The 13,294-nt window shown below is 70.2% G+C and carries 13 protein-coding genes; 6 read left to right on the top strand and 7 right to left on the bottom strand.

Going from position 1 to position 13,294, the window contains the following annotated elements; all coding sequences use genetic code 11:
* Positions 1–6: 6 nt before the first annotated feature.
* Entirely contained in the window at positions 7–714 is a 708-nt protein-coding gene (locus tag HPO96_RS09110) for an alpha/beta fold hydrolase (protein ID WP_171672905.1), read from the bottom strand.
* Positions 715–775: 61 nt separating this feature from the next.
* Entirely contained in the window at positions 776–3,502 is a 2,727-nt protein-coding gene (locus tag HPO96_RS09105; protein ID WP_171672903.1) for an ATP-binding protein, read from the bottom strand.
* Positions 3,503–3,703: 201 nt separating this feature from the next.
* On the opposite strand from HPO96_RS09105, the gene HPO96_RS09100 reads away from it, so the two are divergent.
* Genes HPO96_RS09100 through HPO96_RS09090 form a run of 3 tightly spaced genes read left to right on the top strand, consistent with a single transcriptional unit; the run spans position 3,704 to position 6,576 of the window.
* Positions 3,704–4,990, top strand: coding sequence for a globin domain-containing protein (locus HPO96_RS09100; RefSeq protein WP_171672901.1), 1,287 nt, complete (start codon positions 3,704–3,706; stop codon positions 4,988–4,990).
* Positions 4,938–5,414 carry a DivIVA domain-containing protein gene (locus HPO96_RS09095; protein WP_171672900.1) on the top strand — a complete coding sequence of 159 codons (477 nt, stop codon included), beginning with the start codon at positions 4,938–4,940 and terminating at the stop codon, positions 5,412–5,414. Before HPO96_RS09100 ends, HPO96_RS09095 begins: the two co-directional genes overlap by 53 nt.
* Positions 5,415–5,463: 49 nt before the next feature.
* Positions 5,464–6,576, top strand: coding sequence for a nitric oxide synthase oxygenase (locus tag HPO96_RS09090; protein ID WP_337796562.1), 1,113 nt, complete (start codon positions 5,464–5,466; stop codon positions 6,574–6,576).
* Here HPO96_RS09090 and HPO96_RS09085 read toward each other — a convergent pair.
* Together HPO96_RS09085 and HPO96_RS09080 are read right to left on the bottom strand one after the other, a co-directional pair.
* The gene (locus tag HPO96_RS09085; RefSeq protein ID WP_171672897.1) at positions 6,573–7,814 is read right to left on the bottom strand and encodes a putative glycoside hydrolase; all 1,242 of its coding nucleotides are present in this window, start codon (positions 7,812–7,814) and stop codon (positions 6,573–6,575) included. The genes HPO96_RS09090 and HPO96_RS09085 overlap by 4 nt on opposite strands.
* Positions 7,815–7,907: 93 nt before the next feature.
* Entirely contained in the window at positions 7,908–8,774 is an 867-nt protein-coding gene (locus tag HPO96_RS09080) for an NAD(P)-dependent oxidoreductase (RefSeq protein ID WP_171672895.1), read from the bottom strand.
* A gap of 88 nt (positions 8,775–8,862) precedes the next feature.
* On the opposite strand from HPO96_RS09080, the gene HPO96_RS09075 reads away from it, so the two are divergent.
* Positions 8,863–9,222 (top strand): winged helix-turn-helix transcriptional regulator, encoded by a 360-nt coding sequence (locus HPO96_RS09075; protein WP_171672893.1) that lies wholly within the window; start codon positions 8,863–8,865, stop codon positions 9,220–9,222.
* Here HPO96_RS09075 and HPO96_RS09070 read toward each other — a convergent pair.
* Positions 9,208–10,071, bottom strand: coding sequence for an alpha/beta fold hydrolase (locus HPO96_RS09070; RefSeq protein ID WP_171672892.1), 864 nt, complete (start codon positions 10,069–10,071; stop codon positions 9,208–9,210). The two genes, HPO96_RS09075 and HPO96_RS09070, sit on opposite strands and share 15 nt — an antisense overlap.
* Positions 10,072–10,155: 84 nt before the next feature.
* Between HPO96_RS09070 and HPO96_RS09065 the strand changes: the two genes are divergently transcribed.
* Both HPO96_RS09065 and HPO96_RS09060 read left to right on the top strand, forming a co-directional pair.
* Positions 10,156–10,659, top strand: a complete 504-nt coding sequence (locus HPO96_RS09065) for a CGNR zinc finger domain-containing protein (RefSeq protein WP_171672890.1) — start codon at positions 10,156–10,158, stop codon at positions 10,657–10,659.
* 2 nt (positions 10,660–10,661) lie between these two features.
* Positions 10,662–11,537 (top strand): aminoglycoside phosphotransferase family protein, encoded by an 876-nt coding sequence (locus HPO96_RS09060; protein ID WP_171672888.1) that lies wholly within the window; start codon positions 10,662–10,664, stop codon positions 11,535–11,537.
* Between the two features lie 4 nt (positions 11,538–11,541).
* Here HPO96_RS09060 and HPO96_RS09055 read toward each other — a convergent pair whose 3' ends face one another.
* Both HPO96_RS09055 and HPO96_RS09050 read right to left on the bottom strand, forming a co-directional pair.
* Positions 11,542–12,153: a TetR/AcrR family transcriptional regulator gene (locus HPO96_RS09055; RefSeq protein WP_171672887.1), complete on the bottom strand. Its 612-nt coding sequence runs from the start codon at positions 12,151–12,153 to the stop codon at positions 11,542–11,544.
* A gap of 38 nt (positions 12,154–12,191) precedes the next feature.
* Positions 12,192–13,199, bottom strand: coding sequence for an extracellular catalytic domain type 1 short-chain-length polyhydroxyalkanoate depolymerase (locus tag HPO96_RS09050; RefSeq protein ID WP_171672885.1), 1,008 nt, complete (start codon positions 13,197–13,199; stop codon positions 12,192–12,194).
* Positions 13,200–13,294: the final 95 nt, after the last annotated feature.

Raw genomic sequence — 13,294 nt, 5'->3', positions numbered from 1 at the left:
TTCGGATCAGCGGCCCGCGGCCGCCCTCCGGATGATCTGGACGACGTCGCCCGGATGCGTGATCAGGCCGACGTGCCCGGCGGCGTACTCGGTGACCTCGGCGCCGGCGTACTTCGCCATCGCCTGCTGGGCGTCGGGCGGGATGATCCGGTCCTCGGTGCCGACCAGGTACCAGGACGGGATCGTCCGCCAGGCCGGCTCCCCCGACGGCTCGTTGAGCGCGCCGAGCGTGGCGGCCCGCTGGGTCGCAGCGACCAGCGCCTTGCCGTCGTCGTCCAGCCCGGTCGCGAACGACTCGAAGACCGTCTCCGGTTTCAGGTAGAGCTCGGTCTCCCGCGTCGGCGGCAGCGCCGCCGGGACGAAGTCGAAGATCGTCGTCGGATCGACCGACAGCGCGGACTCCGGCCCGGCCAGCTGAGTGGCGGCCTGCCCGGCGTCCGGGGCGAACGCGTTCACGTACACGAGCGCCTCGACATTCGGCAGCCCCGTGGCGGCGTTGGTGATCACGGCGCCGCCGTACGAGTGTCCGGCCAGCACGATCGGGCCTGCGAGCGTCGCGAGGAAGGCGCGCACAGCGGCCGCATCACCCGACAGCGAACGCAGCGGATTCGCGATCGCACGGACGGTGAAACCGTCGTCCCGCAGCGGCTGCACGACGCCGCTCCAGCTCGACGCGTCGGCCCAGGCGCCGTGTACCAGTACTACTTCTGTCATGGCCTTGTCCTTTCATCGGCTCACTTCGGCCGACCGGACAGCGCCGCGTCGTGTGACACCGCTAGGGGCGGAGTTGTTTGCGCGAGGTGATGCCGAGCTTGGCGAAGACCTTGCGGAGGTGCCAATCGACGGTGTGCTGGCTGAGGAACATCTGGGCGCCGATCTCGGCGTTGGTGAGACCTGCCCCGGCGAGCTCGGCGATATGCGCCTCTTGGGGAGTGAGCGCGTCGGTGGCCCGACCGGCCCGGCGGCCGACCGTTTCGCCGGTGGCCACGAGCTCGCGGCCGGCGCGGTCGGCGAAGGCTTCCGCACCCGCCTCGGCGAAGAGTTTGTACGCCGTCCGGAGCTGCACCCGGGCGTCTTGCCGACGGCCGGCGCGGCGCAGCCATTCGCCGTACAGGAGCTGGGCGCGGGCCAGATCCATCCGCATCCGCGTCCGGCTCAGCAGCTGGATCGCCTCCTGGTACGCCGACTCGGCCTCGGCCGCGGTCGTCGCCAGCAGGCCCGTGGAGCGGGCGAGCAGGCCGAGCGCCCAGTCCGTCCCGCAGGCGCGGGCCATCCTGGCCAGGCGGTCGAGACCTTCGGCGGCGAGCTCACGCTCCCCGCTCAGGGCGGCGGATTCGATCAGCTCGGGCAGCGCCCAGTTCGCCACGCCGAGCTCGACCGGGTACGCCGTCGCTTCGCGCGCGGCGACCAGCGCTTCGTCGTACCGCGCGAGCCCGTTCAGCAGCAGCGCATTCGCGAAATGGGCCGTGGTCGCGCCGCCGCCCTCGCCGCGCGCCATCGACTCGTCGCGGGCTTTGGCGATGAACGGACCGGCCTCGCCCGGATCGCCGCGCAGGGCCGCCAGGCAGAGCTGCCCGTACGGCGACAACCCAGCGCGGGTCGCGTCGTCGATCGTCCGGATCTCGGCGAGCAGCGCGGCCGCGGCGGCGAGATCACCGGCGAACAGGCCGACCATCACGCGGTGGTGCAGCACCAGGGGCAGCTCGTTCAGGTCGCCCAGGTCGCGGGCGATCTGGGCGTAGCGCTCGGTCAGCAAGTCCCAGCTCTCGTCGTCCCACAGATCGACGGCGAGCAGACACGCCATCCACAACCAGCGGATCTCGTCCTGATCGGGCGGCCCGGACCGCTCGATGAAGGCGCGCAACGCCCGCCGCGCGGGCTCGACGCCCGCCGGGTAGCCGTCGGTGAAGAGCAGTGAGATCGCGTCGAGGACCAGATCCCGCTTGCGGGTGACCTGAGCGGGCGGCGCGGCGCGGGCCGCGCGCGACATCTCGGCGACGCCGACCGGGCCGCCCAGCCGGCCCGCGAACTGGGCGGCCGCGATGACGTCGAGGTAGGTGTCGCGGGCCAGATCGAGATCCAGCGGCTCCAGGCGGCGCGCTACGTCGAGCAGCAGCGCCGGGGCCTCGGTGCTGTGACCGGACTGGAAAGCGACCTGACCTCGCAGCAGATCGACGCGCGCCAGGTGCAGCTCGTCGGTCGAGCCCTCGTGTGCGGTCGCCAGCAGCCGCAGAGCAGTCTCGAAGTCACCGGCCTTCAGCGTGGCGCCGGCCGCACCCAGCGCGCGGACGGCGCGATCGGCGGGCACCGGAGTCAGCTCGGTCGCGCGCCGCAGGAAGGCCGCGGCCGCGGCGACGCCACCGCGGCGCTGGGCCCGGTCGGCGGAGGCGACCAGCTCGGCCGCGACCTCCTCGTCCGGACCGACGGCAGCGTGCGCCAGGTGCCAGGCCCGGCGGTCCGGATTCTGGCGGCGGTCGATCGACCCCGCGAGCGTCTGGTGCGCGCGCCGCCGCTCAGCCGGATCGGCGGCGCGAATCGATGCCGACCGGACCATCGGATGCCGGAACCGGACCAGCGCGTCCACACTGATCAGCCCGGCCGACTCGGCCGGCTCCATCGCCTCGACCGGCACGCCGAGCGAAGCGAGCGCCCGCAGCAACAGCGCGACGTCACCCACCGGCTCGGTGGCCGCGACGAGCAGCGCGAGCTGCGTCGGCGCCGGCAGCTCCCGGACCCGGCGGACGAAGTTCTGCTCGAGCTGACTCGTCACCGGCCGGGCGTCCGGCCGCTCGAACCCGCCCGCCAGCTCACCGGCCGAGCGCCCGCGTGGCAACTCGATCAGCGCCAGCGGATTACCGCCGGTCTCCGAGACGATCCGGTCCCGCACCCGCTCGTCGAGCCGGCCGGGGAAGACGGCGTCCAGCAGGGCGCCCGCATCCCGGTCGTTCAGGCCGCGCACCGCCAGCTGCGGGAAGCCGCGCCACTCCGGCCCGATCACCGGCTCCCGGACGGCGAACACCAGCCCGATCCGATCGGCGAGCAACCGCCGCCCGACGAAGGTCAGCGTCTGGGCCGACGCCTGGTCGAGCCACTGCGCGTCGTCGATCAGACACAACAGCGGCGTCCGGTCCGCGACCGCCGACAACAACGTCAGCACCGCGGCCCCGACCAGGAACCGATCCGGCGGCCCGCCGAACTCGATGCCAAAGGCAACCTTCAGCGCCACCCGCTGCGGCTGCGGCAACTGCTCGGCCAGCGCCAGGTACGGCGCGCACAACTGGTGCAGACCGGCGAACGCCAGCTCCATCTCGGATTCGACCCCGGCCGCCCGCGCCACCTGGCAGCCCTCCGCCGCCCCGGCCGCCTCGTCCAGTAACGCCGTCTTCCCGATCCCCGCCTCGCCGTGCACGATCAGCACCTGCCCGGCCCCGGCCCGCACCCCCGTCACCACCTGGCCCAACCGCGCCCGATCCGCCCGCCGCCCCACCAGCCCGCCCGCCATGGTCGCAGCCTACGCCGCCGACCCGCCGGTAACAGCGGAGAACAAGCGTTTCGCTGAGAAACAAGGGGTTTTGGCTAGTTGAAATTTCTAGACCATTGAGTTCCGTTGATCCGGTTTCGCTGTGTTGGGGGGCGGGTAGGTCGGAGAGATCGAAAGGCAGGTACGGCTCGGGGAACGAGTTGGGGAGGGCCCCGCAACCTGATGGATGCACAAGCACTGCAACGCAGTTGGGATCGGGTCACCGAACACGGTGAGCAGGTGCCGCTGTACTTCTACTCGCACTTGTTCGTGTCGCACCCGCAGGTGCGGCCGATGTTTCCACTGTCGATGTCGAACCAACGGGACAAGTTCGTCGGCGCGCTCGGCCGGATCGTGAGCCATGCCGACCAATTGGAGAACGACGCGGCCTTTCTGCAGCATCTGGGCCGCGATCATCGCAAGTACGCCGTGCTCGCGGAGCATTACGACGCGGTCGGCGGATCCTTGTGCGCAACGCTGATGCATTTCCTCGGGGCCGAGTGGGACGAGGAGCTGGCCGCGCACTGGACGGCGGCGTACCAGGTGGTCGCGCGGATCATGGTCGAGGCCGCGGAGATGTCGTCGGAGTCCACACCTGATTGGTGGGAGGCCGAGGTCGTGTCGGCCGAACGGCGGACAATGGATCTGACGCTGCTGACGGTCCGGCCGCGGAGTCCGTTCTCGTTCCGGCCCGGGCAGTCGGTGTCGATGGAGATTCCGCAGCGGCCCAAGCAATGGCGGTACTTCAGCCCGGCGAACGCTCCGCGGGCGGACAGCTCGATCGACCTGCATGTCCAGCAGATCGATGGCGGTCAGGTCAGTCCGGCCGTGGTGCGCTCGCTGAAGGTCGGTGACACCGTGAAGCTCGGTGCGCCGGTCGGTGAGCGGCTGACTCGGCGTACCGGTGATCCGACCGACCTGCTGCTGGTCGCGGGCGGTACCGGGCTCGCACCGTTGCTCGCCGTCCTCGAACAGATTCATCTGGAATGGGAGCGCGCCGGTAGCGGTCCGCTGGTGCATCTGCTGCACGGCGTCCGGATGCCGTGGCATCTGTACGAGCGGACGCGGCTGCGCCAGCTGGCCGAGCAGCGGGCCTGGTTCGAGTACACCGAGGTCGTGTCCGACGACCCCTCCTATCCGGGGACGCGCGGGAAGGTCGGCACGGTGGCCGGCCGGCAGCTGCTCTACGGGCGGACGGCGATGGTGTGCGGCGGCCCGCAGATGGTCGCGCACACGCTGGAGCAGCTGGCCGCGGCCGGTATGTCACCCGAGCACGTGAAATACGAGCACTTCTACTACGCGGCCGCGGGCGAACACGCCGCCGGCCCGGCACTACCAGGTCAGGAGACCGCACGTGACGACCCTTTCGCGCTATCACAATCCCCAGTCGATCCGGGCCGCGGCGTTCCGGCGGCGGATGCGTGGCCTGGACCCGACCGAGGTCTACGAGTACCTCGATCAGCTGGCTGATCAGGTCCAGACCACCGAGCGGCAGCTGAGTGACAGCCAGGCCCGCAGCGAGCGTCTGCTCGCCGAGCTGCAGCGCAGCCGGGCGGAGCTGCAGGCGATCCAGACCGAGCAGGAGGAGGCCGGCAACCGCGTCAACGAGCAGATCGTGCAGATGTTCAGCCAGGCCCAGCTCGTGGTCGAGGAGATGGTCCAGGACGTCAGCCGGGACGCACGCGAGCGGATCAGCCAGGCGCGTGCCCACGAGCGCAAGATCGTCGCCGAGGCGATGGACACCGCCGGCCTGCAGGTCCGGTCCTACGCGCAGACGGCACATGCGCAGATGCAGTCGATCGTCGACTCGTTCGCGAACGAGGTCGACCAGCTGGGCGGTACGCCGCCGACACGTCGTCCGAACGACCCGCTGTTCGACCGCCCGTATGAATGATTCACCGGCAACCTGCCCCATTCGCACCGCCCCGGCCACCAGGCCCGCGGTGGAGTTTGCCGAGGCCGAAGACTTCCTTCGGCTCTTTCACGCCGAGCATCCCGAGGCCGGTCCGCCAGGCCCGCGCCTGGACACCGTCCGCGCGGAGCTCGACCGCTCCGGGACGTACCGGCACACGCCGGCCGAGCTGGTCTTCGGCGCCCGCGCCGCCTGGCGCAACAACGCGCGCTGTATCGGGCGGCTGTACTGGCAGAGCCTGCAGGTGCGGGACCTGCGGTCGGTCTCGGCCGCGGGCGAGGTCGCCGGGCACTGCTTCGACCATCTGCGCGTCGCCTTCAACGGCGGGCGGATCCGGCCGCTGATCAGCGTTTTCGCTCCTGAGCTGCCGGGCCGGCCGGCGCCGCGGATCTGGAACGAGCAGCTGATCCGGTACGCCGGGTACGAACAGTCCGACGGCCATGTCCTCGGCGATCCGCGCTACCGGGCGTTCACCAGCGAGGTCGTCCGCCGCGGCTGGCGGCCGCCGGAGCAGCCCGGGGCGTTCGACGTACTGCCGCTGGTCGTGGAGACCGTCGAGGAGGGGCCGCGGTTGTTCGAGCTGCCCGCGGCCGCCGTCCAGGAGGTCGCACTGGAGCATCCGGAGCTGGAGTGGTTTGCCGAGCTCGGGATGCGCTGGCACGCCGTCCCGGTGATCAGCAACAACCGGCTCGAGATCGGCGGCGTCTCCTACCCCGCCGCGCCGTTCAACGGCTGGTACATGGGCACCGAGATCGGCGCCCGCAACCTCGCCGACAACGACCGGTACGCCGTTGTCCCCGAGGTCGCCAAGCGGATGGGGCTCGACACCTCGGACGAGGCGACGCTCTGGCGCGACCGGGCGCTGGTCGAGCTCAACCGCGCCGTTCTGCACTCCTACCGGCAGAACGGCGTCAGCATCACCGATCACCACACCGAGTCGCGCCGCTTCCTCATCCACCTCGAACGCGAGCAGCGGGCCGGACGGCGGTGCCCGGCCGACTGGTCGTGGATCGTGCCGCCGCTGTCCGGCGCCCAGACACCGGTCTTCCACCGCTACTACGACACCGACGTCCAGCGACCCAACTTCTTCACCGACGCCGATGCCGGCCGCCGCGCGCTCCTCGGCGGCCCGCCGACATTCTAGGGCGTGCGCAGGATCCGGCCCCGGCGCGCGGGGATGTCCACCTCGGTGACCCGGTGGCCGGATTCGTCGAGGTAGGCCATCGGCAGCGTGACGCGCCGCGCGACGGACGGATCGGCGTTCACCAGGACGAGACCTTGGGCGAACGTGCGCTGGTGCAGGTTGGGTTGCGGCTGGGTGCGGACGCCGGTCGGCGCGCCGAGCGCCCAGTCGTACATCTCCCGGGTGGCGACCCAGTCGCCGACGACCGCGTCGACGTTCGACTCCATGAAGGCCTGGGTGCCGTCGTCCGCGAGCAGGAAACTCGCGTAGCCGTAGCGGGCGCATTCGACGCAGCGGCCGCCGGAGGTCTGGGCGCTGAAGACGCCGAGTTTGCCGAGCCTGGCGTTCGCGTCGACCTCGGCGAGCTGGACCTGCCAGCCCGACGGCTCGTACGCCGGGAGGTTGTCGGGCGCGGACTCCGTGCCGCCGAAAGTGGTCCAGAACTCGTCGAACCCGGCCGACTGGTGCCGCGAGTACCGATCCCAGAGGCCGGGGAAGAGCCGGGCGTCGGCCATATTTGCCATCACGCCGTAGCCGGCCGCGCCGAGGGCCTGGCCGGCGTGGTCGATGAACTGCTGGTACGCCGCTTGGCCGGCCTGATCGTCGGCGTACTGGTCCGGGGGCACGCTGCCTGGGGTGTACGCGCCGATCTTGGTCAGCTGGTTGTCGACGAAGATGCCGTCGATCACCGTGCTGGCGCGGAGTTCGGCGAGCACGTTCGCCGTCCAGCGCTCCTTGTAGCCGGCCGCGCCGACGTCGGTGTGCCAGTGGGCGCGATAGCCGGCGTACTCGAAGCGGTTGCCCTTGACGGTCAGGAACCACTCCGGATGGTTGGCCGCGGTGTCGCAGTAGTCGACACCCCAGTCGCGGCCGATCGTGCCGCCGTCCGCGTTGCACCATTCACTGGCTGGTCTACTGAGATCGCGCCGGGTGGAGCTGGCGTCCTTGTAGACGTAGACCAAAGCGTCGGGACGGGTTCGTTTGACGGCGGCGGCGATCCGGCGCATGTACGGGCTGAGCAGGAAGACGCGGTAGCGGTTCACCTCCACCTGCGCGAGCCGCGCCGGGTCGTCCGCGCCGCCGAACAAGCGGAACGCGAAGCTGTCCGGCGGCGTCTCCTGCGCCACGACCGGTCGCAGACCAAGGCCGGCGAGCAGCGCGACAGCTGCCGCGGCCGCGACGATCCAGCGGCCCTTCATCGTTGCATTCCTTGAAATAGCTGAAGAATCCTCACGGGGCGGCACCCTTCTCGAACTGGCGGTCGAAGTCGCTCAGTGTGCCGCTTGCCGGGTTCACGGACGGCGGAAAAGCTCCACGATTCGCGTCCAGCTGTCGGCGCCGTGACCGGCGTCGATCGCTTGCCGGAAGTACGACTGGACCACTTGAGGCAGCGCGGCATCGACGCCGAGGGCCTCACTGGCGCCGCGAATGTGGTCAGCCGTTGCCTTGAGCATCAAAATGTTGGCGCCGTCGTCGCGATGGTCGCCGGCGTCGATCCGGGCGCCGACGCCGTCGGCGGCAATCATCGCCGGGAAGCCGGTGAGCAGCTGGGTGACCTCGGCGAGGAAGTCCTGGGCCGGGATGCCCGCGGCGCCGACGAGCGCGGTCGCGTGCGCCAGGCCGGTCATCGTGGCCAGGAAGACGTCGAGGTTGGCCTGGTACATGAGCTGGGCGCGTTGCGGGTCGGCGCCGAGGAACCGCGGGTCGCCGAGCTGGGCGAGCGTCGTCCGGTAGGTCTCGAAGGCCTCGGGGTCGCCGCTGTAGTAGGCGTAGGCATGGTCGGTGCCGATCATCACCGCGGGCACCATCAGGCCGCCGGTCAGGAACCGCGCCCCGTACGACGCCGCCCAGTCGGCCGCTTTCGTGGTCTGGTCCGGGGTGTCCGAGCTGAGGTTGACGACGGTTCGCCCGGCGAGAGAGCCGGTGCTCGCGCCGAGGATGTCCCACATGGCTTGATAGTCGGTCAGGCTGAGCAGGATGAGCTCACTCGCCTCCAGGGCGTCGGTCGGGGTCGCGGCCAGGACCGCCCCGGCCGCGACGACGTCGTCCGCGCGGCTGGGGGTGCGGTTCCAGACCGTCACGGAGTGGCCGGCGGCGAGCAGGGTGCGCGTCATGGCTTGGCCCATCGGGCCGAGCCCGATCACGGTCGTCGAAGTCATGGGTCAATCGTCGGTAGCGCCGCCTAGGCTGGGAAGTACGCACTATTTACTGCGTTACGCACCTTGTTCGTCAGCCCGAGAGGACCTCATGGCCAAGCGACCCCGCTCCGGACCGTACATCTGCGGTATCGACGCCGCGCTGGATGTTGTCAGCGGCAAGTGGAAGGGCCTGCTGCTCTGGGAGCTGCACAACTACGGCACCCGCCGCTTCGCCGAGCTCCGCCGCGGCCTGCCCGGCGTCAGCGAGCGCATGCTCACCGAACACCTGCGCCAGATGGAGGCCGACGGCCTCGTCCACCGCGAGGTCTACCCCGAGGTCCCACCCAAGGTCGAGTACTCCCTCACCGACAGCGGCCGCGAGCTCAACGAAGCGCTCGCCCCACTCGGCGCGTGGGGCGAACGCCGCATCGAACGCGAGAACCTCGCGAAGCGCCTAGTTGCCGAGTAGCCGGCGGCTCAGGAAGTCGCGGATCAGGGTGGTCGCCGCGTCGAGTTCGGATTCGAGCAGGAAGTGGCCGCCGTCGAGGAGATGGATCTCGGCGTCGGTGGCGTCTTTGGCGAAGGCTTGGGCGCCTTCGGGGGCGAAGATCGGGTCGTTCGCGCCCCAGACGGCCAGGACCGGGGGCTGGTGCCTGCGTAGGTAGTCGTGCAGTTGCGGGTAGAGCGGCGGGTTCGTCGCGTAGTCGCGGAAGAGGGCGAGCTGGATCTCGTCGTTGCCGGGGCGGGAGACCTTGGCGAAGTCGTGGTGCCAGGTGTCGGGGCTGACGACGGACTCGTCGGGGACGCCGGCGACGTACTGCCAGCGGATCGTCTCCAGGGTCAGCGCCTCGCGGATGGCCGACTCGTCGGCGGGGTTGCGGTGGTAGTCCCAGACGGTTTTCCAGAAGTCCGCGACGAAGCCGTCGCCGTAGCCGTTGCCGTTCTGGGTGATGATCGCGGTGATCGCCTCCGGGTCGCGGAGCGCGAGCCGCCAGCCGACCGGGGCGCCGTAGTCCTGGACGTAGATCGCGTACCGGTCGACGCCCAGCGCGGCGAGCAGGTCGCGGGTCAGCTCGGCGAGCGCGTCGAACGTGTAGCCGAACTCGGTGGCGGGCGGCGCGTCCGACAGGCCGAAGCCGAGGAAGTCCGGCGCGATCACCCGGTAGCGGTCGGCCAGCCGCGGGATCAGCTCCCGGAACATGAACGAGCTGGTCGGGAAGCCGTGCAGCAAGACGACGACCGGAGCAATCGCGGGCCCGGCCTCGCGGTAGAACAACCGCTGCCCGGCGATCTCGGCGAACCGGTGATGAACCGTCATTTCTAACCCTCTCAATGCGTTTATGATGGTTAGAATGAAACCTCAGGACCGTGTACCCTGTCAACTGACCCAAGGGGGTTAGAAATGACCACGACCGACGAGGAGCTGCTCCTCGGCCTGCTGAACAGCACCCCGCTCGTCGCCGGCCGCGAGCGCGACGACCTGACCGCGACGACGGCCTGGCAGCAATGGCTGTCCACCCGCGGCGACCTCACCGAACCAGAAGGCCGGGCCCCGCTGACCGCGGTCCGCGCAGCACTTCAGGACGTCGTCCGCGGCGACCAGCCGAGCAGCGCCCTGACCCCTTTCCTCCGCGGCATCCGCTCCACCCCAACCCTCACGCCCGACGGCGTCGAGTGGACACTGACCGGCCCACCCCGAACCCTGATCCCGGCTCGCGCCGTCCTCGCCTGGGACGCCGTCCAGCAAGCGCGCCCCGGCCGCCTCCGCCCCTGCGGCAACGACGAGTGCCAGCTCTTCCTCCTCGACCGCAGCAAAGCCAACACCGCCCGCTGGTGCTCCATGCAAAGCTGCGGCAACCGCATGAAAGCCCGCCGCCACTACGAATCCCGCACCCGCCAGGACTAGGCATGGATGAGGTCACCCGAGTCTTCAACCTGGGCATGCCGATGGGTGCGCCCGTCCACATCCGCCGCGGCGACAACGACGCCTACCGTCTGAACACGAGCACCGGCTCATACTTCGTCAAGCGGTACATCCACCCGCCGGACGCCGAGCTCACCCGCCAGCTCGAGGTCGCAATCGCGTTCGAACGCCGTGCTCTCGAAGCGGGCGTGGACATGCCCGGGCCGATCGACTCCCGCACCGGCTGGATCGCCCTGATCCACGACCAGTTCCACCGCGTGCACCGCTGGATCGAGCCGCACGCCGAGCAAGACGTCGAGCGCTGGCTCGGCCGCACGATGGCTCAGGTCCACCAGCTGCAGCCGCACGGGCGCGCCGCCGTCCCCGAGCTGTGGCTGGGCGCGAATCAGCCGCGTGCGGCCTGGGAGCGCTGGCTCGCCCCCTGGAGCCATGCACTGCCCGTCGTCCTGGCCGCAGCCGAGCGGCTGGCAGCCCTCGAAGAAATCCCCGATCTGGTGACCACCCACGGCGACTTCAAGCCGCACAACCTCGTGCACTCCGCGACCGGCCCGCTGCTCGTCGACTGGGACAACGTCCGGACCGACAGCGCCGCCCTGGAGGCCGCCCGCGTCGCCCACATCTTCGCCGCCGGCGACCCTGCCACGATCGACCTGATCCTCGACGCGTACGCCGGCGCCGGAGGCCGACTCGACTGGCCCGGCCCGGACCTCTTCCTGAGCGTGACCAGAAACCACCTGCAGGTCATCGCCGATTTCGCCCAGGTAATCCACGGCGAAAAGCCGCCCGCCCGCTGGATGCCGCCGGACCTCGAAGCCGCACTCACCCAACGCCTCACCCACCTGACAGCTCTGGCCCAGTAGTTCTTCAGTCGGCTCGGGTGGTGAGGGCGGGGGTGGTGAAGTCTCGGAAGAGGGTTACTACTTGGGCTCGGGGGGTGGCGGGGTTGGCCAGCCACCAGCGGCCCAGTTGTTCGCCGACGCCGCTGACTGCGTAGGCGAAGGCGAGGGTGCGGGGGTCGTCGGGGGTGGTGAGGCGGGTGAGCATGGCGGCGATGCGGAGGATGGTGTGGCGGCGGAGTTCGGTGAGCTGGTCGGCGAGCTCTTTGGAGAGGGCGATGCTGGGGTTGAAGAGGACCATCCAGCGTTGCGGGTCGCGTTCGAGGAGGGCAAAGAAGACTTCGCCGGCGCGTTCCATCACGGCCGCGACGTCGGCGCCGGATTCGATCAGCTGCTCGGGCTCGCGGATCTTGTCCTCGAGCTCGGCGCGGGCGCGGCGGACGCAGGCCAGGTAGACGGCGTCCTTGGTCGCGTAGTGGTGGTAGACCGTCGGCCGGGAGACGCCGGCGAGGCGCGCAATGTCGTCCATCGACGTGCCTTCGAAGCCCTGAGCGGCGAACAGCCCCTCGGCGACGTCCAGCAATTGCGCGCCCCGCGTCTCCCGGGTCATCCGGATCCTGCGTTCGACCTGACTGCCCATGAGGGCATTGTCGCGTCAGCGCAGGCCCGGGCCCGGCATCAGGGCAGGGTCCGGGTGGCGTTGAAGTCCCAGATGATGCGGGCCAGGTCGGGCCCTTCGTTGTCAACCAGTCCCCCGCGGCCCGGGCCCGGCCACTTGTGCGCCAGCCCCTGAACGACGACGTACTCGATCAGCGGCGCCCCACCGGAGCTCGGAACGTACTTGCGATGGGTGTAGGTCTTCAGGCCCGGCGTCGTGACGGTGACGTTCGAGTCCGCGACGTCGTCCACATCCCCGTCGAGGGCGTCGTCGATGGCCAGGTCGTCGATGGCCGCCCAGTGCGTGACGAGCCGGTCCGCGAGGAACGGCCGGACGGTCGTGTCCTGATCACCCTGGACGACGAGCGTCGGCACCGGCCGCGCGCGCCGGCCCATGTGACCCCAGGCCCGCTTGGCGGTGTCGATCGGGCGGACGTCGTCCAGGTCGTTCAGGTTGATCTCGTTGGCGCCGTACTCCGCGCCGGCCACCGAGGTGACCGAGGCGTAGAGATCCGGGTACGCGACGCCCATGATGACCGCCGACCCGGCCCCCGACGAAGCGCCGTTGATGTGCACCCGTTTGGCATCGGCGTTGTAGTCGGCAACCACTTTCTTGGTCACCGCGGCGAACAACGCCGGCTCGCCCTGCCCGCGGCGCTGGTGCTCCGGCTTCAGGCCGCCCCAGCAGCCGGTGACGTCGCGGAACACGTCCTGCGTCGGGTAGACGACGATGAAACCCTTCTCGTCGGCGACCTGGTTGAAGTTCGTCAGATCCCGCATGTTGTTCAGCCCGTACCCGCTCATCGTGCAGCCGTGCACCGACACCACGACCGGCAGCGGCCGCCCCGCAGCCTGCTGCGGCGGCACGTGCACCTGGTACCACATCGTGCCTTCCGGCCCGTTGTAGAGCTTGGTGTGATCGGTCCCCGCCGCCGCGGGCTCCGCGACCGGAGCGGCCGAAGCCCCCACCGGCGCCGCGATCGTGAGCGCGACGCTCACCAGCGCGGCAGTCAGCATCCGTCGATTCATCAAGGTCCCCCCAGGAAGTCGTGAATGATCGACTTACACCGTAAGTATACAGAGTGTCAGTAGTCAAGACCTAGGCGAATGACAACGATGTATTG

The organism is Kribbella sandramycini (assembly GCF_013131805.1).
GTDB lineage: Bacteria > Actinomycetota > Actinomycetes > Propionibacteriales > Kribbellaceae > Kribbella > Kribbella sandramycini.
The sequence above is the reverse complement of the archived record's forward strand: the minus strand, read 5'-3'. Positions and strand labels throughout refer to the sequence as shown.

Coding starts and splice junctions, on each gene's coding strand:
- HPO96_RS09110 (WP_171672905.1), bottom strand. CDS start 714: ATGACAGAAGTAGTACTGGTACACGGCGCCTGGGCCGACGCGTCGAGC.
- HPO96_RS09105 (WP_171672903.1), bottom strand. CDS start 3,502: ATGGCGGGCGGGCTGGTGGGGCGGCGGGCGGATCGGGCGCGGTTGGGC.
- HPO96_RS09100 (WP_171672901.1), top strand. CDS start 3,704: ATGGATGCACAAGCACTGCAACGCAGTTGGGATCGGGTCACCGAACAC.
- HPO96_RS09095 (WP_171672900.1), top strand. CDS start 4,938: ATGCGTGGCCTGGACCCGACCGAGGTCTACGAGTACCTCGATCAGCTG.
- HPO96_RS09085 (WP_171672897.1), bottom strand. CDS start 7,814: ATGAAGGGCCGCTGGATCGTCGCGGCCGCGGCAGCTGTCGCGCTGCTC.
- HPO96_RS09080 (WP_171672895.1), bottom strand. CDS start 8,774: ATGACTTCGACGACCGTGATCGGGCTCGGCCCGATGGGCCAAGCCATG.
- HPO96_RS09075 (WP_171672893.1), top strand. CDS start 8,863: ATGGCCAAGCGACCCCGCTCCGGACCGTACATCTGCGGTATCGACGCC.
- HPO96_RS09070 (WP_171672892.1), bottom strand. CDS start 10,071: ATGACGGTTCATCACCGGTTCGCCGAGATCGCCGGGCAGCGGTTGTTC.
- HPO96_RS09065 (WP_171672890.1), top strand. CDS start 10,156: ATGACCACGACCGACGAGGAGCTGCTCCTCGGCCTGCTGAACAGCACC.
- HPO96_RS09060 (WP_171672888.1), top strand. CDS start 10,662: ATGGATGAGGTCACCCGAGTCTTCAACCTGGGCATGCCGATGGGTGCG.
- HPO96_RS09055 (WP_171672887.1), bottom strand. CDS start 12,153: ATGGGCAGTCAGGTCGAACGCAGGATCCGGATGACCCGGGAGACGCGG.
- HPO96_RS09050 (WP_171672885.1), bottom strand. CDS start 13,199: ATGAATCGACGGATGCTGACTGCCGCGCTGGTGAGCGTCGCGCTCACG.